This is a genomic window from Paraflavitalea speifideaquila (genome assembly GCF_032395985.1).
GTDB classification, from domain to species: Bacteria; Bacteroidota; Bacteroidia; order Chitinophagales; family Chitinophagaceae; genus Paraflavitalea; species Paraflavitalea speifideaquila.
Genome location: NZ_CP135920.1, coordinates 5,051,985 through 5,071,815, shown reverse-complemented (window position 1 = coordinate 5,071,815; position 19,831 = coordinate 5,051,985). Strand labels below are relative to the sequence as shown.

The 19,831-nt window shown below is 48.2% G+C and carries 27 protein-coding genes; 19 read left to right on the top strand and 8 right to left on the bottom strand.

The annotated features are described in order from the left end of the window. The first annotated feature begins 204 nt into the window (after positions 1–204). From RS881_RS34985 to RS881_RS34905, 17 genes are all read left to right on the top strand, one after another. Positions 205–1,029, top strand: a complete 825-nt coding sequence (locus RS881_RS34985; RefSeq protein ID WP_315814998.1) for a TonB-dependent receptor plug domain-containing protein — start codon at positions 205–207, stop codon at positions 1,027–1,029. Beyond that, positions 995–1,117, top strand: a complete 123-nt coding sequence (locus RS881_RS34980; RefSeq protein WP_315814997.1) for a hypothetical protein — start codon at positions 995–997, stop codon at positions 1,115–1,117. Before RS881_RS34985 ends, RS881_RS34980 begins: the two co-directional genes overlap by 35 nt. Next, a complete protein-coding gene (locus tag RS881_RS34975) occupies positions 1,114–3,303 on the top strand; it encodes a SusC/RagA family TonB-linked outer membrane protein (RefSeq protein WP_315814996.1) in 2,190 nt (729 codons plus the stop codon). The genes RS881_RS34980 and RS881_RS34975 overlap by 4 nt, the downstream gene beginning before the upstream one ends. Positions 3,304–3,321: 18 nt before the next feature. Continuing rightward, positions 3,322–4,203, top strand: coding sequence for a RagB/SusD family nutrient uptake outer membrane protein (locus RS881_RS34970; RefSeq protein ID WP_315814995.1), 882 nt, complete (start codon positions 3,322–3,324; stop codon positions 4,201–4,203). Continuing rightward, positions 4,187–4,831, top strand: coding sequence for a RagB/SusD family nutrient uptake outer membrane protein (locus RS881_RS34965; RefSeq protein ID WP_315814994.1), 645 nt, complete (start codon positions 4,187–4,189; stop codon positions 4,829–4,831). The genes RS881_RS34970 and RS881_RS34965 overlap by 17 nt, the downstream gene beginning before the upstream one ends. 26 nt (positions 4,832–4,857) lie before the next feature. Continuing rightward, positions 4,858–5,079: a hypothetical protein gene (locus RS881_RS34960; RefSeq protein ID WP_315814993.1), complete on the top strand. Its 222-nt coding sequence runs from the start codon at positions 4,858–4,860 to the stop codon at positions 5,077–5,079. After that, positions 5,076–5,912, top strand: a complete 837-nt coding sequence (locus tag RS881_RS34955) for a LamG domain-containing protein (RefSeq protein ID WP_315814992.1) — start codon at positions 5,076–5,078, stop codon at positions 5,910–5,912. The genes RS881_RS34960 and RS881_RS34955 overlap by 4 nt, the downstream gene beginning before the upstream one ends. Positions 5,913–5,942: 30 nt before the next feature. After that, complete coding sequence (locus RS881_RS34950; protein WP_315814991.1) at positions 5,943–6,626, top strand: hypothetical protein; 684 nt, start codon at positions 5,943–5,945, stop codon at positions 6,624–6,626. Next, positions 6,590–7,267: a hypothetical protein gene (locus RS881_RS34945; protein ID WP_315814990.1), complete on the top strand. Its 678-nt coding sequence runs from the start codon at positions 6,590–6,592 to the stop codon at positions 7,265–7,267. The genes RS881_RS34950 and RS881_RS34945 overlap by 37 nt, the downstream gene beginning before the upstream one ends. 5 nt (positions 7,268–7,272) lie before the next feature. Beyond that, positions 7,273–8,337 (top strand): glycoside hydrolase family 130 protein, encoded by a 1,065-nt coding sequence (locus RS881_RS34940; protein WP_315814989.1) that lies wholly within the window; start codon positions 7,273–7,275, stop codon positions 8,335–8,337. Next, a complete protein-coding gene (locus tag RS881_RS34935; protein WP_315814988.1) occupies positions 8,327–8,812 on the top strand; it encodes a hypothetical protein in 486 nt (161 codons plus the stop codon). Before RS881_RS34940 ends, RS881_RS34935 begins: the two co-directional genes overlap by 11 nt. After that, entirely contained in the window at positions 8,797–9,225 is a 429-nt protein-coding gene (locus tag RS881_RS34930; protein ID WP_315814987.1) for a hypothetical protein, read from the top strand. The genes RS881_RS34935 and RS881_RS34930 overlap by 16 nt, the downstream gene beginning before the upstream one ends. After that, complete coding sequence (locus RS881_RS34925) at positions 9,201–9,554, top strand: hypothetical protein (protein ID WP_315814986.1); 354 nt, start codon at positions 9,201–9,203, stop codon at positions 9,552–9,554. The genes RS881_RS34930 and RS881_RS34925 overlap by 25 nt, the downstream gene beginning before the upstream one ends. Positions 9,555–9,599: 45 nt before the next feature. Next, positions 9,600–10,808 (top strand): hypothetical protein, encoded by a 1,209-nt coding sequence (locus tag RS881_RS34920; protein WP_315814985.1) that lies wholly within the window; start codon positions 9,600–9,602, stop codon positions 10,806–10,808. Further along, positions 10,805–11,302 (top strand): hypothetical protein, encoded by a 498-nt coding sequence (locus RS881_RS34915; RefSeq protein ID WP_315814984.1) that lies wholly within the window; start codon positions 10,805–10,807, stop codon positions 11,300–11,302. The genes RS881_RS34920 and RS881_RS34915 overlap by 4 nt, the downstream gene beginning before the upstream one ends. Before the next feature lie 76 nt (positions 11,303–11,378). Then, positions 11,379–11,708, top strand: a complete 330-nt coding sequence (locus RS881_RS34910; RefSeq protein WP_315814983.1) for an SH3 domain-containing protein — start codon at positions 11,379–11,381, stop codon at positions 11,706–11,708. Positions 11,709–11,710: 2 nt separating this feature from the next. Then, positions 11,711–11,977: a hypothetical protein gene (locus RS881_RS34905; protein WP_315814982.1), complete on the top strand. Its 267-nt coding sequence runs from the start codon at positions 11,711–11,713 to the stop codon at positions 11,975–11,977. A 257-nt stretch (positions 11,978–12,234) separates the two neighbouring features. On the opposite strand, the gene RS881_RS34900 is transcribed toward RS881_RS34905, so the two are convergent. The 8 genes from RS881_RS34900 to RS881_RS34865 all read right to left on the bottom strand — a co-directional run bounded on the left by RS881_RS34900 (position 12,235) and on the right by RS881_RS34865 (position 18,200). Then, on the bottom strand, positions 12,235–12,570 hold the full coding sequence (locus tag RS881_RS34900; RefSeq protein ID WP_315814981.1) for a hypothetical protein: 336 nt from the start codon (positions 12,568–12,570) through the stop codon (positions 12,235–12,237). Further along, positions 12,534–13,115 (bottom strand): tetratricopeptide repeat protein, encoded by a 582-nt coding sequence (locus RS881_RS34895; RefSeq protein ID WP_315814980.1) that lies wholly within the window; start codon positions 13,113–13,115, stop codon positions 12,534–12,536. Before RS881_RS34895 ends, RS881_RS34900 begins: the two co-directional genes overlap by 37 nt. 14 nt (positions 13,116–13,129) lie before the next feature. Continuing rightward, positions 13,130–13,798, bottom strand: a complete 669-nt coding sequence (locus tag RS881_RS34890) for a hypothetical protein (protein WP_315814979.1) — start codon at positions 13,796–13,798, stop codon at positions 13,130–13,132. Positions 13,799–14,124: 326 nt separating this feature from the next. Continuing rightward, complete coding sequence (locus RS881_RS34885) at positions 14,125–15,003, bottom strand: M28 family metallopeptidase (protein ID WP_315814978.1); 879 nt, start codon at positions 15,001–15,003, stop codon at positions 14,125–14,127. Next, positions 14,997–15,512: a zinc-binding metallopeptidase family protein gene (locus RS881_RS34880; protein WP_315814977.1), complete on the bottom strand. Its 516-nt coding sequence runs from the start codon at positions 15,510–15,512 to the stop codon at positions 14,997–14,999. The genes RS881_RS34885 and RS881_RS34880 overlap by 7 nt, the downstream gene beginning before the upstream one ends. 197 nt (positions 15,513–15,709) lie before the next feature. Then, positions 15,710–17,191, bottom strand: coding sequence for an ABC transporter permease (locus RS881_RS34875; RefSeq protein WP_315814976.1), 1,482 nt, complete (start codon positions 17,189–17,191; stop codon positions 15,710–15,712). Between the two features lie 38 nt (positions 17,192–17,229). Next, positions 17,230–17,844, bottom strand: a complete 615-nt coding sequence (locus RS881_RS34870; protein ID WP_315814975.1) for an ABC transporter permease — start codon at positions 17,842–17,844, stop codon at positions 17,230–17,232. Positions 17,845–17,867: 23 nt separating this feature from the next. After that, on the bottom strand, positions 17,868–18,200 hold the full coding sequence (locus RS881_RS34865; protein WP_315814974.1) for an ABC transporter permease: 333 nt from the start codon (positions 18,198–18,200) through the stop codon (positions 17,868–17,870). 337 nt (positions 18,201–18,537) lie between these two features. Here RS881_RS34865 and RS881_RS34860 point away from each other — a divergent pair, with 337 nt between their 5' ends. Beyond that, positions 18,538–18,837 (top strand): hypothetical protein, encoded by a 300-nt coding sequence (locus tag RS881_RS34860; protein WP_315814973.1) that lies wholly within the window; start codon positions 18,538–18,540, stop codon positions 18,835–18,837. A gap of 327 nt (positions 18,838–19,164) precedes the next feature. After that, positions 19,165–19,692 carry a hypothetical protein gene (locus RS881_RS34855; protein WP_315814972.1) on the top strand — a complete coding sequence of 176 codons (528 nt, stop codon included), beginning with the start codon at positions 19,165–19,167 and terminating at the stop codon, positions 19,690–19,692. The last annotated feature ends 139 nt before the right edge of the window (positions 19,693–19,831 follow it).

The window sequence follows — 19,831 nt, the reverse complement described above, 5'->3', positions numbered from 1 at the left end:
GATTCATTGCCACCATCCGCAACTTTTTACTGCCAACCAGCCCCCGGTCACTATGCTCCATTGAACCGGCCTGGATAATCCAGCTGCACCATTACCTTATTCTTATGGCCCTTATTATATTTTCTAAAACTATTAGCCGGTTTGGCTGTCTGCTGCCATAACCGCTCATGATCGCTTAAAAGTTTGCAGTATGAAAAAAAGATTATGCATTACCTGATTGCTCCTGCGCAGCTACGCAGCCAGGTAAATAAGCTGCTTGCCTGCCTGCTCCTTTTGGTATGCTTTGCCAATAAAGGCATGGCGCAAACGGGTAGGGTGGCCGGCATCGTCACCGATGCTCAGGGTAAACCCATACCAGCCGTTACCGTACAGGTAAAGAACAGCACGGTATATACCGCCACCGATAGCAGTGGTCATTTCTCCATCAAAGCGTCGCCCACCGATACCCTGGAGTTTAGTTCTGTGGGTTTTAAAAAATTAGCGCTGGCTGTAGGTGGTCAATCTACCTTGCAGGTGTCGCTGGAACCCGAAGCCGGTACCCTTAATAATGTGATCGTAATAGGTTATACTACACAACGCAAGAAGGACCTGACAGGATCTGTTTCTACGGTCAATACCGGCGATATTGCCGGCCTGCCGGTGGGTGGGGTAGACCAGATATTACAAGGTAAAGCCGCTGGTGTAACCATTACCCAAAATACCGGTGCGCCTGGCGATGGAGTAGTGGTGCGTATAAGAGGTATTGGCACCATCAACAACAATGATCCCCTCTACATTATTGATGGCGTGCCCACCAAGGATGGCATTAACCAGATCTCGCCCAATGATATTGAATCCATCTCTGTATTGAAAGATGCCTCTGCCGCTTCTATTTATGGCGCCCGGGCTTCCAATGGGGTGGTGGTGATCACAACCAAAAAAAGGAAAAACCGGCAAGCCCCGCCTAAGCCTCAATGCTTATACAGGCGTACAACAACCGGTAAACCTGATCAAGATGGCCAACACCCGCCAATATGTAACGGCTTTTAATACAGCTGCTGCGGCTGATGGCCGTCAGCAAATACCAATGGGTATGCTGGATACCTTGCCCAATGTAGACTGGCAAAAGAAGTATTGAGCAGCGCACCTATGAGCAATATCCAACTGTCTTTAAGCGGTGGTTCGGAGAATACCAAGTACCTCCTCTCGGCCAGTTATTTTACGCAAGAGGGTATGATCATGAACTCGTCTAATGGCCGGTTCAATATCCGTGCAGCTATCGACAGCCGTATCAATAATATGTTCCGGGTGGGTACCAACATCAACCTGGCCTATACCAAAACCCGGCAGGTAGGTAGTTCGGGTGATGGATTTGGTGCAGGCAATCCGGGCGCCAGTGTAATGCGTTACGCTTTGTTTCGTGCACCTGCCAGCCCCGTATATGATAAGACTGGCAACCTGGTAGATATTCCCAATCCTTCGGCTTTCTTTGGTGATGGCCTCAATCCTGTTGGCCTGGCGCAAAATACCGACCGCAACTTTCAAAACTCCTCTTTATTGGGAGATGTATACCTGGAAGTAACACCGATTGATCACTTGAAACTAAGAACGGCCTTCGGTACCAATTATATTATTACCGATTACAAACAGTTCTTCCCTACCTGGGGCAGTCCACAGCGTTTGCAAAACTCGCCCAATTCATTGGCGCAGTCCAATACCAATAATTTCAATTACAACTGGACCAATACCGCTACGTACGCTTGGCGGCTGGACAAACACCAGTTCAATTTCCTGGCGGGTACGGAGATCATCTACAACCGCTCGCGTCTGATAAGTGCTTCCAATACAAACTTTGCCAATCAATCGCCCGGTTTCATTTACCTGGGCAATGGCACCGGCATCACCCCTTCGGTAGGTGGTGGTCAGTCCAGTGCTTCCCTGTCATCCGTATTTGGCCGCATCGATTACCAGTATGATAGTCGCTATATTGCTGCCTTCAACTTCCGTCGCGATGGTTCGTCCAGACTTGATCCGTCTGATCGCTGGGGTAATTTCTATTCCGGTTCCGTAGGCTGGCGCATCAGCAGTGAGCAGTTCATGGAAAATGTAGATTGGATCTCCAACCTGAAACTACGCGCCAGTGTAGGCCAACTGGGCAACCAGGAGATCAACTATTACAATTATACTTCTCTGATAGGTAACTATGGTTATTATCCATTTGGTACTACTGCCAATGCAGCTTATACCGTTTACCAAAAAGGTAATCCCAATGTAAAATGGGAAACCAGTACCACCACCGATGTGGGCCTGGACATAGGTTTCCTGAAAGGCGATCTGAATATCACTGTTGATTATTACCGCAAGGTAACCAGCGACCTGTTGGTAAATCCTGCAGATCCCAGCAGCGCCGGCTCTATTGCCGCCCCTGCTTATATCAACAATGGAAAGATCCTCAACCGTGGTTTTGATTTTGAAGTGGATTATAAGAAGTCCCTCACCAAGGATTGGAACATCGGGTTGAATGGTAACCTTTCTACTGTTCACAATGAAGTATTGTCACTACTCAATAACCAGCAACTGGCATTTGGCCGGGTAGACAATGGCGTGTTTGTAACCAGCGTGGCCGTGGGCCAGCCCATTGGCGCTTTTTACCTGCTGGAACAGGAAGGTATTTTCCAGAATGCGCTGGATGTATTTACCCATGCTTCGCAAGGCGCCAATGTGCAGCCTGGTGATGTAAAGTTCAGGGATGTGAACAAAGATGGTAAGATTGATCAGAATGACCGGGTATTTGCCGGCAGCGCCATTCCCAAGATCACCTATGCATTTACCGGTACGGTAGGGTATAAGGATTTTGACCTTAGCATCTTTTTTCAGGGTGTGCAGGGCAATAAGATTTACAACCAGGTGAATACGGATATAGAAGGCTTCTATCGTTCATTCAACATTACGGAGCGTACGGCTACTGAGAGCTGGCATGGCGAAGGTACCAGCAACACCCAGCCCCGCTTATCCTGGACAGGCGCTCAAAACAATAAGATCACTTCCACCCGTTTCCTGGAAAGCGGTTCTTACCTGCGCCTCAAAAACGTGCAGTTGGGATACAACCTGCCCAAATCATTTACTGCCAAAGTGAAGATCAGCTCGGCCAGACTCTATGTGAGCGGTCAGAACCTGCTCACCTTTACCCGCTATACCGGCCTCGATCCGGAGATGGCTACCAGCGCCAATGCGGGAGGTGAAGGCGCCAAAGCTGCCGGTATCGACTGGGGTACTTATCCCTCTGCCCGCATATTAATAGTAGGGGTAAACGTAAATTTCTAACGGTTAAATCAATTGGCCATGCGCAACACAATCAAACATTCCATTATTATAGGTTCCCTTGCATTGGCAGCCACTGGTTGCAGCAAGATACTGGACCAGGATATACAGGGCAGCTATACGCCCGGCAACTATTTTACTTCAGACCAGAATGCACAGCTGGCTGTTAATGCCGCCTACCGGCCTCTTACGTTCAACTCCGGCGCCAACAATGCCATCTGGGTATTGGGCGATGTAGCATCGGATGATGCCATTAAGGGCGGCAATGAAGGCGACCAGGCTGACTTTGATGCGGTGGATAAATTCAATATCCTGCCCACCAACTCGGCGGTAGAAGCCGTATGGAAAAACTATTACAATGGTGTATACCTGTGCAATGTGGTATTGGATGGCGTAAGTGCAGGTAATACGGCCATCAGTGAAGCTACCCGCAAATCGGCGGTGGCACAGGCCAAATTCCTGCGGGCTTATTACTATTTCATCCTTACCAATGCTTATGGTAAGATTCCCCTGCACCTCAAGGTAGAAACAGCGGTGGAGGCACAAACACCAGCCCGTAGCCAGGACAGCATCTATACACAAATAGAAAAGGATATACAGGAGTCCCTGCCCAACCTGCCCCTGCCGGGGCAGGCAGAATTTGGACGGGTAACACAGGGTGCTGCTTTGGCACTGCTGGCCAAGACCTATTTGTTTCATAACAACCTGGCCAATCATTACCAACTGGCCGCGCAAACAGCCGATAAAGTGGTGGCCTTGGGTTATCAGCTTACTCCTAAATACTATGACAATTTTAGTACAGCTGCCAAGCAAAATACCGAAGCCATCCTGTCGGTCAACCATATTGCAGGTACCCTGGGCCTGGGCAATGAACTGAATGCCTGGTTTGCCCCCGCTCATTGAATGGTTATGGATTCTTTTTCCCACCCAAAGCCTGGTAGATAATTATGAGAAAGCCACCAATGGCGAAGTAGACCCCCGCCTGGATTATACCCTCGCAAGAAGCGGCCGCCCTTATTTTGAAACGCCTTTCGATGGATCATGGACTACTACAGGGTATATCACTAAAAAGATGGTGCAGCCTTTGAGTGAAGTAGGCACCAGCATTAAGAACGTAGGTACCGTGAATTATGAAGCCCTGCGTCTGGCCGATATCCTGCTGGTGCAGGCTGAAGCGCTCAATGAAAGCGGACAAAGCGCTGCCGCCCTGGCGCCCCTCAATAAAGTGCGCAAAAGAGCCCGTGAATCCTATCTCAATGACAATACTTTGCCAGGATTTGGCACGGTGCCTGCCGGCTTACTACCCGATATCAGTACTACCGATCCTGCACAGCTGCGCGCCATCATCCGCAAAGAGCGGCGGTCCGAACTGGCGCTTGAATTCCAACGTTTCTTTGATGTGATACGGTATGGTAAAACCTATGCCGAAGCGGCCTTAAAGCCGGGCGCTCCCAATTTCAATTACGACAACCAAAAATGGTTTCCGTTGCCCCAAAGTGAGCGCGATGCCAACCCCAACCTGTTCAAATAAATTGTTTCATTCCTAAAATAACGATCATGCATACCATACAAGGCATCTACCGTTTTTTACTGGCAGCCGTCATCCTTTCCCTGGCAGCCTGCTCCAAAGACGATGAGCCTGCACCGGATTACAATGCCGATAAAACAAGGCTTAAACAAGTAATAGATAGTTTAACCACCGTGTCGGGCAAATCGGTGGAAGGCTCCAAGCCAGGGCAATATGTAGTAGGTGCTAAAAAGCACTCGATTCGGTATTGACATTGGCAGGCCAGGTATATACCGGCAGCTATACACAACTGCAGGTCAACAATGCACTGACCAGCTTACTGAATGCCGGACAAAGCTTCAAATCCAAATTGCTGCAGGAAGTATCTGTAGCCAACCTCATGGCCTTCTGGAAATTCAATGGCAATGCCAACGATTCATCCGGCCATGGGCATCATGGCGCCCTCATTACGGGCCTTACCGGCAGTAGTGCCGCGGTTGCCAAAGATGGCGGGGTATTGCCCCAATTGGTAACCGACCGATTTGGCCGCGTAAGTATGGCTTACGACTTTAAGAACGGTGCTACCATTGAAGTGCCCTATAGCGCCGAACTGAACCCCCAGAACCTGACCATTTCTCTATGGGTAAAACGGCATACTACCAGTCCAAGCAATTACCTGGTATCCCTCAACCGGTGGAATGGGTATAAGTTCCAGTTGCAAAGCAACAACTTCCCCTTCTTTACTTTTCAGGATTCCAACAATGGTTACCACGATATAGATGCCAATCCCGGAACCGTACCACAGGATGTATGGACACAAGTAACGGTCACTTATACCAATGGCACCATGAAATTTTATATTGATGGGGTAATGGCCAAAACCATTGCGGTAAGTGGTACGCCCATCACGGTGAACCCTCCGGTCAATATGTCCATCGGTAATGAATTGCCCAAGAGCTATTATGAACTGGTCAATACCAATAGCCCCAATTTTTACTGGGGCGAAAGTTTCTTAAACGGATCATTGGATGATATCCGCCTGTACAATACCGCGCTGACTGATGCAGAAGTACTATCGATATATACCCAGGAGAAAACATTGTAACTATTTCCGTACCTCAGAACAAGTATTCAAATGATCCGGAATAACTATTTACAGGCCCTGATCTTTACCTGCCTGGTGGCAGTACTTGCCGGCGCCTGTTCTAAAAGCAATAAGGGCGATGATAATCCGGGGCCTGGCCCCGGCCCTGCACCCGATACCTCGCTTACCAATGGCTCCCACCTCAATAACCTGCAGGTATCCGTGAATTTTGAGAATGGGCAAAAAGGTACCGGCGTGTATATATATGCTGATGCGCCTTCTTATGCGCCTGTAGCTGCGCCTGGTGAAGGTTTTGCCTGTGTGGATGATGTGGCCCGTGCTTTATTGTATTATGTGCGCAGCAGCAGCTTTGCCACCGATAAGGCTATACAGCAAAAGGCTTTTGGGATGACGCGCTTTGTATTGAACATGCAATCGGCCAATGGGTACTTTTACAATTTCGTTCAAACTGGCAACCTCATCAATAAATACGGCATCTCCAGCATCAACCAACCCAAGTGGTGGAGTTGGCGTGCCTTGCAGGCATTTACCGAAGCAACGCCCATTATCAAAACAAAAGATGCGGCCCTGGCCCGGCAAATGGAAACAGCCACCAGTAAGCTCATGGCAGCCATCAAGGCCGACCTGGTAAATGCACCCAGCACTACCGCACTCAAAGATGGCATTGAAATACCTCAATGGCTGCCCGAAGGGCCGACCAGGCGGCTACGCTGATCCTGGCCCTCATTCCTTATGCCCGGGAAAATGGTGATGCGGTGATTAAAACTTATATCAAAAAACTGGCCGATGGTATGGTACTGATGCAACTGGGTGGCCCCAATCAATTTCCCTATGGAGCTTTCTTAAGTGCCGGTACTGCCTGGCATGCCTATGGCAATGACCAGGCTACCGCACTTTTTGCTGCAGCTTCCTTTTTAGGCGATGCTGCCTATGCAGCCAAAGCCAAGTTAGAAGTGGATCATTTTTATCCCTGGATGCTTAGCAATGGATATAAAAGTTCCTTCAGTATAAAACGCGAGAACAATACCCTGGTGGGCTACAACCAAAGCGATTATGAACAGATCGCCTATGGCATCAGGCCCATGGTATTTGCCGCTATTGCTGCTTATGAGCTTACCAAAGATGAACAGTATGCCACGATGGCCGGACGCATCGCTGCCTGGTTCATGGGCAATAACAGCGCCTCCGCTACCATGTATTCCACCAGTACAGGTATTTGTTATGATGCCATTGCTACCGGTATGGTGGTAAACAGGAATGCAGGGGCCGAATCGACCATTGAAGCCTTGCTGACCATGCAAAAGGTGAGTCAATACCCAACGGTGAAAGCCGCTATGAACAAGTATAAAAAATAAAGGACATGAATGATATGGCGAGGCGATACAGCGGTAATCCTATACTTAGGCCGGCTGATCTGAAACCCAGTATAGAAGGACTTGAAATAGCCTGCCTGCTAAACCCAGGTGTATTTCAATATGAAGGTAAGACCTGGCTGTTGATCCGGGTAGCCGAAAGGCCCCAACAGCAGGAAGGCATGATCTCTTTTCCCGTACTTACCAATACAGGTGGTATTACCATCATGGAGATACCGGCCGATGATCCGGAGCTGGATGCCAGCGATCCACGCGTGATCAATTACAAAGGGTTGGATTACCTCACCACCCTCTCACACCTGCGCCTGGTATGTAGTGATGACGGGCTCCATTTTTATGAACCAGAAGGCTATCCACAATTGGTGGGCGAGGGCATTTTGCAAACCTTTGGCATTGAAGATTGCCGGGTGAGCTTACTCGATAACAAATACTGGCTCACCTTTACGGCGGTATCACCCAATGGGGTAGGAGTGGGGCTGCGCACCACTACCAACTGGAAAGAGTTTACTGCTCATGGTATGATGTTGCCTCCTCATAATAAGGATTGCGCCCTTTTTGATGAAAAGATCAATGGTAAGTATTATGCCCTGCACCGGCCCAGTAGTGTAGATATTGGCGGTAATTTCATTTGGCTGGCATCTTCGCCCGATGGTATTCATTGGGGCGATCATCGCTGCCTGCTCACTACCCGGAAAGATAGTTGGGACAGCAAACGTATAGGTGCTGGCGCAGCACCCATCAAAACAGCACAAGGCTGGTTGGAAATTTACCATGGCGCCAATGCTGCCCACCAATATTGCCTGGGCGGCTTCCTGATGGACCTCAACGATCCTTCTAAAGTCATTGCCCGTTCAACAATGCCTATTATGATACCAACTGCCCCGTATGAATTGACCGGTTTCTTTGGCAATGTGGTATTCACCAATGGGCATATTGTGCACCCCGATGGTGATACCATCACGGTGTACTATGGCGCTTCGGACGAAGTGGTGTGCGCAGCTGATTTCTCCCTGGCGGAGATTCTTTCATCTTTAAAATTCAATGATGCTTAATAAACTCAAGCAGGAAGTAGCCCACTTTAAAACCCAGCCCCATAACTTCCAGGTACTTACAATGACTAACCTGGTATATGCCCTGGTGCTGCCGGTGATTGATATTTTTGTGGCGGCTTATGTGATGCGCAATTCCAACGATCCTGCCAAGGTAGTGATCTACCAGCTGACTATCTATACGGGGATACCCCTCACCTTTTTGCTGAATGGATTCCTGCTCAAACATGTTAATATCCGCAAGCTTTATTCGGTGGGTATGATGCTGAGCGGTGTTTCTATGATCATCATGATGTCGCTCAAAACCCTCGACCTGGTAGGTGTTGGCATAGCCGGCATTACCATGGGTTTGTCGTTTGGCTTTTACTGGGCCAATCGCGATTACCTGGCCCTGGCCATCACCAATGATGAGAACCGCAACTATTACTATGGGTTAGAAACTTTTTCTATACCATCATTGCCGTGGTGGTGCCAGTAGGTATTGGCTGGTTTATTGAATGGAAGGGCGGCAGTGGACAGGCGCATACGGCCTATGTGATCATTACTGCAATTGTGTTGGCCATTACCATCTGTGCTTCCATCGTTTGTTTCCGTGGCACCTTCACCAATCCCGAACAGAAAAAATACATCTTCTTCAGGTTCCATCCCCTTTGGTACAGGTTGCTATCACTGGCCATGCTGAAGGGCCTGGCCCAGGGTTTCCTGGTTACAGCGCCCGCCATGCTCATCATGCTGCTGCTGGGGCAGGAAGGCGCGCTGGGATCGGCTCAATCCATCGGCGCCATCATTGCCGCCGTGATCATGTACATCCTGGGCCGGCTTACAAACCTTCGGACCGAATCAAGATATTTGCTGCCGGTCTGTGCTTGTTTGCCCTGGGTGCTATTTTAAATGGCATCCTGTTTAACCAGTTGGGGGTGATCCTTTTCATCCTGCTGCTACTCATTGCCAAGCCTTTGCTGGACCTGGCTTATTTTCCCATCCAGTTCAAGGTTATTGACATCGTATCTAAAATTGAAAAGCGCGGTGAATTTGCCTATATCCTTAATCATGAAGCTGGACTTTATGTAGGCCGCTTTATTGGTGCTGGCACTTTTCTCTTACTGGCTTATGGTATTTCGACCGAAATTGCATTACGTTATGCCATAGTGATCATTGCCCTATTACAACTTTGTTCCATCTGGGTAGCCAAAAGATCATCGCCAAAGGCGAAGCTTTAGCCCCGGAAAAGAGCTAGAATACGATTGACGAAAAAACATTCCCCGATGAAGATTATCCAACTCAGTTTCGTATTGGCCATGGGCGCGCTTTCCGTAACTGCCCAGGTACAACAGCGTGCTTTATCAAGAGTAGACCAAATGGCCCATCTGCCTGCACCTTTGCAGGTTATCGACTACCAAGCCCTCGCGCAAAAATTCGATAAAACCGTATACGATTTCAACGCTAAAGGCGCTTTCTGGCCCTTGGTTTGGATGGACAGCAGCAACAAGAATTTCAACCAGCCGGTGCTGGGCATGTATACCGCCATTGGCGATGTGCGCCAGGGGCTGCAACACAACAAGGGTATGTTTCATGAAGCACTGGCCAATATGGGTGCTGTATTGGGCGCCAGTCTGACCGGCATTGACAAATCGAAACAGCAGCACAATTATGTGGCTATGTTGAAGAACTACTTCAACCGGGAAACCGGTTGGAATATCATGATGAACAATACTTGTCCGGAGGTGGCTTTGTTGGGTGGCGGTTATGGGCGCGATTGGTGGTATGATGTGTATCCCAACCTGTTGTTCTATGCTATTTATGATAAGTATCCCCATGAGCCCGGCTTTACGGAAATAGCCCGTACCATAGCCGATAAGTTTTATGCGGCCGATTCCATACTGAATGGCAACTATAACTGGTCATATTTTGATTATGGTAAAATGCAGCCACAAAAGAACAATATCTGTGCACAGCCCGATGCGGCGGCGGGTCATGCCTGGTTGTTGTATGCAGCGTATAAAAAGTTTGGTGATCCCCGCTATTTAAAAGGGGCCCTGAACGCCCTGGCGGCTTTACAAGCGCAGACTGTCAATCCTACCTATGAACTACTCATTCCTTTTGGCGCTTACCTGGCTGCCCGTATCAATGCTGAATTGGGCAAAGATTATGATGTGCACAAAATACTTGGCTGGACCTTCGATGGTACCGCCGTATGCCGGGAAGGTTGGGGTGTATTGGTGGGCAAATGGAATGGTTATGATATTTCCGGTACGGTAGGTAGTACGGTAGATCATGGTGGTTATGGATTCCTGATGAATACTTATGATGCAGCCTGGCCCCTGGTGCCCCTGGTGCGCTATGATAAATCCTATGCCCAGGCAATTGGTAAATGGATGCTCAATGCTGCCAATGCAGCCCGCTTCTTTATCCCCAATACATACCGGCGACGCACCAGACTATTCCGCAGCTGGCTGCCGTTACCAAAGGCGTGATAGCTTATGAAGGCATCATCAAACAATCGGGCTTTGAACAGTACAAGCACCTTAAAGCACCTGTAGCACAGGGAGATGGTCCTTTATGGGTGGCCAATAAAAATCCCCAGGAGTCGCAGTTCAGTGTATATGGCAGTGGGCATGTGGGTATCTTTGGCAGTATTATCCGTACTACCAATGTAAAAGGCATTTTGCAACTGAATCTGCTGGCTACAGATTTCTTTCACGAAAAGGCCTATCCCAGTTACCTGTACTACAATCCTTACACCAGCCCTAAAATAATCACTATCCAAACTAAGAAAGGGGAGAAGACTGATCTGTACAATACTATTACTGGTAAATTTTTAGCTCAAAATGTGACCGGCAGCACTACGCTCACCATTCCAGCCCGTTCGGCGGCGGTGATCGTGCACACGCCTGCTGGCGGGCAACAAACTACGGTAGGCAACAAGCTATTGGTTGATGGAGTGATAGTGGATTATAGAGTGCGGTAACCCTGTATGATCGGCAACTGTTGGACCAATTTGATGCAACTTGCAAATGAAGTTGCACCGCATTATCTTGTATTCCATGAAACCCCTCTATACCCTCCTGTTTCTGCTAGTCGTCGCCAAATTAACCATGGCCCAGGTGTCCGTCATCCATGATAAGGATGGTATTTGTAATGTAAGGGAAGATGCCGGAACCAGCAGTAAGGTGGTAGATAAACTACCCAATGGGCACCTGGTGTATGGTTTAGCAACCAAGGGTAACTGGGTGAACATCGACTACGCCAACAATAAAAAGAACGCCAGGGATATGTGTATGCCGACAGGCTACTGCCAATTAGTGCCTATCCTGCAATGCCATCCACCACAAAAGGCGACAGCATCTCTTTCAAAAAGGATTCCATCCAGGTAATTGTGACACAAGCAAAATTCGACAAACGTAAGTACCGCTTTACCTATTTCAAAGAAAACCCTGATCAGATCCAGTTTATCAATGGTAAACAATATTGGGGGCATGATGGTGGTATGCCTTCTACTATTTATAAGTCGATCGTCATCCGCATTGGAACAAAGAATCTTTCCTTGCCCGCCAAAGCATTCGATGATCTTTTGAACCCAGTCTTTACAATACAACGGTCAACTACGACGCAAAAAGTGATGTACTCTATATCCATTCCATGAACAGCGATGGAGCAGGGGCCTAGGATATTAGTATTCCCGCCCGTGATGGCCACAACCTGGGCCTCAGCTATGGCGTGTTAAGCGCCTTGGCGATCATTGTATTTATATTAGCCAGGAAGGTGAGGAGGGAGCGCCGGCTCGTGAATCGGCAATCGGCAACTAACTACGAGCTGCTAGCTGCGCGCAACGAGCTGCGCAATCCATCTCATCTTTGCATAACCTGCGTTTCTATTTCCCTGCTTTGCGCCGCAGCTCAATTACTTTTGAGCGGCATACATGGGTTCCATATCGCGCAGGTTCTCAAAATGCAGAATAGCTGCTGTCCATTCTCTTTGTTGTTCGTAGATGAGGCCCAATCCATTTTGTACATTGAACCATTGCTCGGGTTGGTCTTTGGGTGTATAGTAGGTCTGTGCTGCTTCGTAAGCAGTGGCTGCCGCTGCCAATAAGGCTACATTGTCGCCGGCGGCGCGGCCGCTTTCTTCCCATAGTGCGGTGCCCAGGTTGTATTGCGTACTGGCCCAATCGGCAGGATAACAATCTTTCGTTCTTACCGTCAGCGCTTGTTTGAAGGCGGTAGCGGCTTGCGACAATAAGTCCCTGCCTCCTTCGCGCCGGCCCTGCTCAAAAGCGATACACCCAGGTTGTGTTGTGTCCAGCCCCATTCTTCGGGAGTGGCAATAGCTGTATATACTTCCAATGCCTGACGGTAGGCAAGGGTTGATTGTGTAAAGAGGTCAGTGCTTTCGGCTCCTTTTGCTTTGCCGGCCTGGCATTGCAGCATATTGCCCAGGTGGTAGGCGGTAGATGCCCAGTCGCGGGGATTATCCTGTTCTGTAAAGATGGCCTGTGCCGACCGGAAAGAAGCGGTAGCTTCTTTAATAGCCCCCAGCTTACTTAATACTACACCCAGGTGATGCTGCATCCGCGCCCAGTCTACCGGCAGCTCTTTTTGCGTATATACGGTCAAGGCCTCATTGTAGGCCGATATGGCCAGCATGTATAAACTATCACCGGCTGATGCGCCACTGGCCTGGTCGCCCAGCAATTGCCAAATAGCGCCCAGGCGACATTGTGTTTTGGCCCATTCCTGTGGATTGGTGGCGGGTTGGTAACGGGCCAATATATTTTTTTCCAATAACGCGGCGGCGGTTAAGGATTCATAACTGTGTTGATCATTGAGTTGACTACCTGCTTCCAACAAGGCAGCTGCCAATAGGCGCTGCAGGTCGTATTTTTTGCCAGGAGAGAGGAATATGTTTTGTCGGCCGGTGCGGGCAGCAGCAGTATACTGTCGGCTGTTCGATACAGCCGGATAGCCCGTTGGTAGTTGCCGCCGGCAACAGCGCTATTGCCTGCCAGTGTAAAAGTGGCGCAAACTGTTGCTGCTTCTTCGGCATCGCCGGCAGCCTGTTCATAATACAAGGAAGAGGTTTGGTATTGCCGGAGGTAGTAATGCCGGGCGCCCTGCAGCAGTACATCCGCTTCATCTTCGGCCACTGTACGGCCCGCCACCCAGGAATTCATGAGGCTACGTACTTGCTCGGGACTCAAATGATGTTCAAAGGCAAACGCGCGAAAATATTGATCCTGTAAAGCCGGGAGCTTACTCCTCTCGGTCATGGCTTGTGCCGTGGTTTGTGTGGATAGCTCACTAATAAAGGTGATGAAAGTGGCATTGGTGAAGATCCTGAAAGGGCTGCCCATGGCAGAATCCTGCCTGGTAGTACCAGCAGTATCGGGCTGTACTTCCTGGGCATGGAGGTATGGCAGGGTGGCAAATGCCCATATAAAGATCAGACAGGTAAAGCACTTACGCATAAGCTGTACGATTGTTGGTGCAGGGTACAAACAATTTATTCATTCAGGCATACCAGATAACGGTGTATCAATCAAGAGGATAGGGAAATAAATAATCAACGGCAGGGTAGGTATTCTGCAGGAATTGAATGGTTGGGAGCGGTACGGTCGGTTGCTGGGACAAAATTAATCAAAATAGGCAGCTCTCCAAATGAACGGGCCATAACTTATTCCTGCCTGCACCCCACAATCCCGGCATGGGGATAGAAGCAAAAAATAAAGGGACCGCAGCCCCTTTATTAAATTTCTTCCAATCCTATAAATCCAATGGATCATGGTTCAGACGATCAATCCTTCCACCTCCATTCTCCTTCCAGTTCCAGCGGTTCTTTCAGGTTGTGCTTGAGCAGGAATTCTTTTGTTTCTTCATCATTCAGCTTCTTTACAGGAATAGCTGCTGCGTCGCCCAATCCATACAGCAACATGGTTACAAAACGTACCGTGTTTTTCATGCCTTGCTCACTGGTCACCAGACTGAATACATCACAATCGGCATGGTAACAGCCTGCAGGGCCATTAACACCACGGGCGCCGCCGCCACCGCCTGTTGGTACACCTTGCAGCATAAAAGGCTGGTGATCGCTGTGCAAGCCGGCACTGCTGGAAAAGCCATTATTGAAAGTGGTATCGATCTGGTTGATCACTGTGCCAATGGATTGGAACAGTTCCTTAGCAGTAGGGGCGCTGGAATAAAAATTGCGCACATCGCCTGTCATATCAAAATTGAGCATGAACCGTATCTGGTCAATCTGTTTATTTTTGGTGGCGGCTGCTACATACGCTTTGGAGCCCAGTAAGCCCTGCTCTTCACCCATAAACATCACAAACTCCACCGTGCGTTTGGGTTTCAGTTGCAGCTTTTTAAAAGTGCGGGCCATATCCAATACTGAAAAAGAACCAATGCCATTATCAATAGCGCCAGTGGCCAGGTCCCAGCTGTCGAGGTGGCCGCCTACAATGATCTTTTCCTGGGGCAGGCTACTACCCTTGACGGTGGCGATCACATTGCGTGCTTTGATGAGGCCCGAGTTGTTGGTCATCAGGATGCGGCTGAAAAGCGGGCTGCTTTTCAACGTCTCTTTCAACTTCATGCCATCTTCCTTGCCGATACAAACGGCGGGAATGGGGATCAACTTGCCGGTAACTGATGCCGTGCCGGTCAACAAAGTGCCGCCATCAACCGTATTGATAATGATGATTCCCTGGCGCCATACTTAATAGCGATGGCTGTTTTTTCCGACCGGTGCAAATACCTGCCGGTAGTGCCGGGCAATATGCCCAGGTATACCAGTGCGATCTTATCTTTTACCACACCAGGTTTGCGTACATAATCACTATCCAGTCCATTGCCCATATCCACTACTTCGGCAGTCAGGTCTGCTTTAACCGGTGAGTGCGCCAGGGATACTGATTTGATGGGTTGTAATTGGCTGGTACTGCCGCCGGCCGTCACAGTGAGCGTACCGCGGCTCCAGCTTTCTACTTCAAAAGGCTGATAGCGTACATCAGTAAAACCATACGATTTGAGCAGGTTGTACGTATAGGTTTCCGCTTTCTTACCATTTTCAGAACCCGTTAGCCGGTGGCCAATGGTTTCTGTAGCTTCTTTCAGCGTGCTATAAGCCCGTGAATTTTGTTGTACCTCCTCATTGATCTTCCTGAATACAGGTTCCAATGAGGGGGTGCTGTGCCAACAGGGCATTGGCTGTGAAGGTCAATAAGCCGGTTAGTATGATTTTATTCATGTGCATGGGGGATTAAAAGCGATGAAAATAAGGAAAAAATAAATCCCCCTCCCTACAATGGTATGAACGGATAGCACTTCCACCTGCGCCCTTCGAGCCGGTTACGTCTATTGGCTTATGGTCCCGATTATTCCGATCGCAGACTTTTTACCGGGTTGGCCATGGCTGCTTTGATAGCCTGGAAGCATACGGTGATCAACGCAATGAGTACCGCTGCCAATCCGGCCAGTGCAAATACCCACCAACTGATGGATACGCGGTAAGCAAAATCCTGCAGCCATTGGTGCATGGCCCACCAGGCCAGCGGAAAGGCAATAATAGAAGCGATGAGTACCAGCCGGGCAAAATCTTTGGACAACATGGTTACGATACCGCCAACGCTGGCGCCTAGTACCTTACGTACCCCGATCTCCTTGGTGCGTTGTTCGGCTGCATAGGTCACCAGTCCAAACAAACCAAGGCAACCGATCAGGATGGCGATAATAGCGAAGGTCAGGAACAACTTCCCGGTTTGTTGTTCGGCTTGGTACATATTGTTGAAGTCCGCATCCATAAAAGAATAACGGAACGGTTCACCGGGTACAGCTAGTTTCCATTGCTTTTCAATGCTGCTTAGGATGGCAGGAATATGTTGTGTATTGACACGCACTGCAATATTGCCATTGCGGCGGGCCAGTTGCATCACCAGCGGCCCTACTTTATTGTGCATGGTGCTGAAGTTAAAATCCTTCACTACGCCCACCACGTGGTAAGGAACCGGTTGATCGTTGTTGGAACCATACAGCGTTTCTTTTAAGGGATCTTTGAAGCCCAGCATTTTTACCGCTTCTTCATTGAGGATAATGCCCGTTGAATCCGTTGAATGTTCTTTTGAAAAATTCCTGCCTGCTGCCATTTGCATGTTCAGCGTAGGGATATATTGTTCGTCTATCTGGTAATTGGCCATGATGATGCCCTTGGTGGCATCCATCGTGGCATCTGTAAACCAGCCATTTTGATTAAAGGTGGCGCTGGTAGGCAGATCGGTTGTTACGGTAGCGTTTTCTACGCCGGGAATAGTTTGCAACTGTTGCCGGAATGAATTCACCTGCCTTCCTAATGGGTAGGTATTCTGTAGCACAAGTACTTCATTACGGTTATAACCGATCTGGCGATTGCGCATATACTCCAGTTGATTGTATACGACGATCGTCCCAACAATGAGGACGATGGAAATGCTGAATTGAAAAACCACCAGCGTGCTGCGCAGCCAACTGCTTTTAAAGCCTTTGGCGATCTTACCTTTTAATACTTCTACCGGTTGAAAAGATGATAAATAAAAGGCGGGATAACTGCCGGCGATCAACCCTACGATCAATACCAGCGCGATCATGACAGGCAATAACCAGCCTGCTAATAAAGTGCTTGCCTGCAATTCTTTGCCCGATATGATATTGAACAGGGGTAATAACATAGCCGACAGTAAAATAGCCAGCAGCAGAGAGAAGAAACTTAATAGTACGGATTCGGTGAGGAATTGTGTGATCAGTTGCCTGCGCCGTGAACCGGCAGCCTTGCGTATGCCCACCTCTTTAGCACGGTTGGCCGAACGGGCAGTGGACAGGTTCATAAAGTTTACACAGGCTATCAACAAGATGAAAGCGGCGATTACGGAAAAATGTACACATAGCTGATATTGCCATTGGCTTCAAATTCATACGATTTATTGGAGTGTAGGTGTATATCTTTCAGCGGCATTAATGGATAACGAAAATGGTTGCCTTTACTTTCTACTTCTTTTAAAGAGGAATGAAGAAAGGACTCCAACTGTTTGCCCAAATAATTATTGATGGCAGCATCCACGCATGATTGGATGAAAGATTGGCTAACACCCGGCTTTACCAGAATATAAGTATGCGTATTATTGCCCAGCCAGTTGTCGGCATTACCCCTGAAGCCATCGATCAGGGGGCGAATAAAACTGAAATGTACATGCGACTGACGTGGCATATCCTTCATTACACCCGTGATCTTACAGGTCGTTTTATTGTCGATCAGTAAAGTTTTACCTATTATATCCGTGCTGTTGAAGTATCTCCTGGCAGCACTTTCATCAATCACGATGGAGTTGGGTTCTTTTAAAGCGGTAGCCCTATCACCTGCTATCAGGGGCGCCGTAAAGACGTAAAAAAAAGAAGAATCAGCAAATACCGCATGGTGGTCCTGGATGTTTTCATTCCCTTTGCGGATGCTGATATCGCCCATATCATTGAAACGCACCATTTGCTCTACCTGTGGGTGGTCGTTCAGCAGGGCTGCTGCCAGCGGTTCGGGGTTACTGCAAAATTAACCTGGGTATTGTTGAACAGGATATCGGCGTCGATACGATAAATACGGTCGGCCTTTTCATTGTATTGATCATAACTCAATTCTTCTTTTACATACAACACGATCAACAGGCAAACGGCCAATCCTGCTGCCAGTCCCATGATATTGATGGAAGAGAAAGCTTTATTTTTCCATAAGTTGCGGAAAGCAATCTTCAGGTAATTCTTGATCATAGTATGGTTGATTATTCTGAAAGTGATGGGCCGTTCTGTGATAGCCGTCCAAATCACCCGGTTAGTTTGATCCAACATCTTGCCATTTATTAATGCCTTGAAACGCAAGTGGTTAATTAGCAGGACGACAGGGAAGTTGTGCGGATATGATACACTGGCCGCCCGTTTTTGACTGCTGCGGATACCTGGAAAAAGGGATGCCTTTAGGCCGGCCAGTAACCCGAAAAGTTAATAAATGAAAGATGTGGAGAACTATTTAAGTTACAATAATTTAACTCTAATCTAGCATTGTTAAAGGTATCTTCGCCTCTCCTTATCAGGGCACAAATGATACGCCCAAAAATGGTAGGCACAATGCCCCCAAAATTACCAAGATTAGCTGCTTCGTATCGACACACTCAAAATTCAATAGCGCATGAAACTTGGTAATTTAACGATCGGATTTCGTACAAAAGATCAGGAACTGGATGATTTGATCAAGATGGAATTTGAAAAAGAAAAGATGCAGTACGAAAATCAGTTTACAACAGAATCCCTCATCACCATCATACTTAGTGCAACGAAAGAATCTGTAGAAAAGTTGTTGCATTTTTTCAGGCGTCACCGCGAAAGTTTCAGTATTGCTTTTATACGTACGGCAGATGGTACCACCTTGTCTTTGTTTGAACATGCTGATAAGGAGGTCTTCAGGTTGGCCGGTGCGGGCGATTTGTAAGATGCACATTTTGCCCTTCCAATTTACCTGCGGGAAAGGAGTTTTTGGTCCATAAAACGGGCAAATTGGCTGGCGGAGCAACCGTAGAAATAACCTAACTTTGATTAAGCATGGAGGAAGCATGTTTTTATCCGGAAGGGGCTTTCCGGTTCACACCTGCTGAAAAACGGGCAGTATAGCACAATCGTTTTCCCCATATTGTTCTTGGGGCGCTTCCTACACACCTTATCTTCCCGGTTAAGTAAACTTTGATTGAGCATCACATGGTTCTGCACAGGGAGAAACTGGCAAACCCTTTGCTTTTTCTATCACCATAACCGCGCTGCTATGGAAAGTAAACTTTACATTACCCGAAGAAAGGACTTGTTTGATCATACTGATAATTCAGAGATCACTTTACAAGAATGGACCAATTTTGTGGCCAATGATCCAGACATGCGTTTGGAGAATGAAACCACCGTTACCCTACCCGATGGAACTGATTACCGCTACCCGAGTCCCGGCAAAGCTATTTGGCTCAACAGGCAACCAGGTGAACGGATAGCCCAGGAAGTAATATTTGATTATGCCTCTGGCAATATTATCATCGATGATCCTGATGCCGCCACCCTGAAAAAGATCAGGCATATTGCTTTCAAACTGAATACCCGCGTTTTTAAAGAAACACCGCACGATACAGGGCAGGTATTGGAAGAACAAACAGTGTTGGTACCACGCTTTAGCTTTGGATCGATGATGGCGCCCTTTAAAAAAGTTTTTCTCCATATAGGCCACCTATTTCACCAGGCCTTTTTTTCCCTTTTCAGCAATAGCCCGGAAAAATTGGTGCGCAACAGTAAGGACAAGAAACCGTGAACCGTGAAAGCGGCAATCCGTAGCCAGCTATCGTCAATACGTTTACCTGAAATCGGGGTTAGTTACTCCGCGGCTTCCGGACGCTAGCGGCTAGTGGGTGTCGTTCCCTGTTAACCTTTCAACCCATTAACTTGTCAAC

What these genes read in the sequence shown, in the direction of transcription:
- RS881_RS34985 (WP_315814998.1), top strand. Translation starts at nt 205, where the DNA reads ATGCATTACCTGATTGCTCCTGCGCAGCTACGCAGCCAGGTAAATAAG.
- RS881_RS34945 (WP_315814990.1), top strand. Translation starts at nt 6,590, where the DNA reads ATGGCTGCCCGAAGGGCCGACCAGGCGGCTACGCTGATCCTGGCCCTC.
- RS881_RS34890 (WP_315814979.1), bottom strand. Translation starts at nt 13,798, where the DNA reads ATGCGTAAGTGCTTTACCTGTCTGATCTTTATATGGGCATTTGCCACC.
- RS881_RS34865 (WP_315814974.1), bottom strand. Translation starts at nt 18,200, where the DNA reads ATGTTGGATCAAACTAACCGGGTGATTTGGACGGCTATCACAGAACGG.
- RS881_RS34935 (WP_315814988.1), top strand. Translation starts at nt 8,327, where the DNA reads ATGATGCTTAATAAACTCAAGCAGGAAGTAGCCCACTTTAAAACCCAG.
- RS881_RS34875 (WP_315814976.1), bottom strand. Translation starts at nt 17,191, where the DNA reads ATGAACCTGTCCACTGCCCGTTCGGCCAACCGTGCTAAAGAGGTGGGC.
- RS881_RS34870 (WP_315814975.1), bottom strand. Translation starts at nt 17,844, where the DNA reads ATGGTGCGTTTCAATGATATGGGCGATATCAGCATCCGCAAAGGGAAT.
- RS881_RS34970 (WP_315814995.1), top strand. Translation starts at nt 3,322, where the DNA reads ATGCGCAACACAATCAAACATTCCATTATTATAGGTTCCCTTGCATTG.
- RS881_RS34855 (WP_315814972.1), top strand. Translation starts at nt 19,165, where the DNA reads ATGGAAAGTAAACTTTACATTACCCGAAGAAAGGACTTGTTTGATCAT.
- RS881_RS34910 (WP_315814983.1), top strand. Translation starts at nt 11,379, where the DNA reads ATGAAACCCCTCTATACCCTCCTGTTTCTGCTAGTCGTCGCCAAATTA.
- RS881_RS34860 (WP_315814973.1), top strand. Translation starts at nt 18,538, where the DNA reads ATGAAACTTGGTAATTTAACGATCGGATTTCGTACAAAAGATCAGGAA.
- RS881_RS34950 (WP_315814991.1), top strand. Translation starts at nt 5,943, where the DNA reads ATGATCCGGAATAACTATTTACAGGCCCTGATCTTTACCTGCCTGGTG.
- RS881_RS34960 (WP_315814993.1), top strand. Translation starts at nt 4,858, where the DNA reads ATGCATACCATACAAGGCATCTACCGTTTTTTACTGGCAGCCGTCATC.
- RS881_RS34920 (WP_315814985.1), top strand. Translation starts at nt 9,600, where the DNA reads ATGAAGATTATCCAACTCAGTTTCGTATTGGCCATGGGCGCGCTTTCC.
- RS881_RS34940 (WP_315814989.1), top strand. Translation starts at nt 7,273, where the DNA reads ATGAATGATATGGCGAGGCGATACAGCGGTAATCCTATACTTAGGCCG.
- RS881_RS34980 (WP_315814997.1), top strand. Translation starts at nt 995, where the DNA reads ATGGCCAACACCCGCCAATATGTAACGGCTTTTAATACAGCTGCTGCG.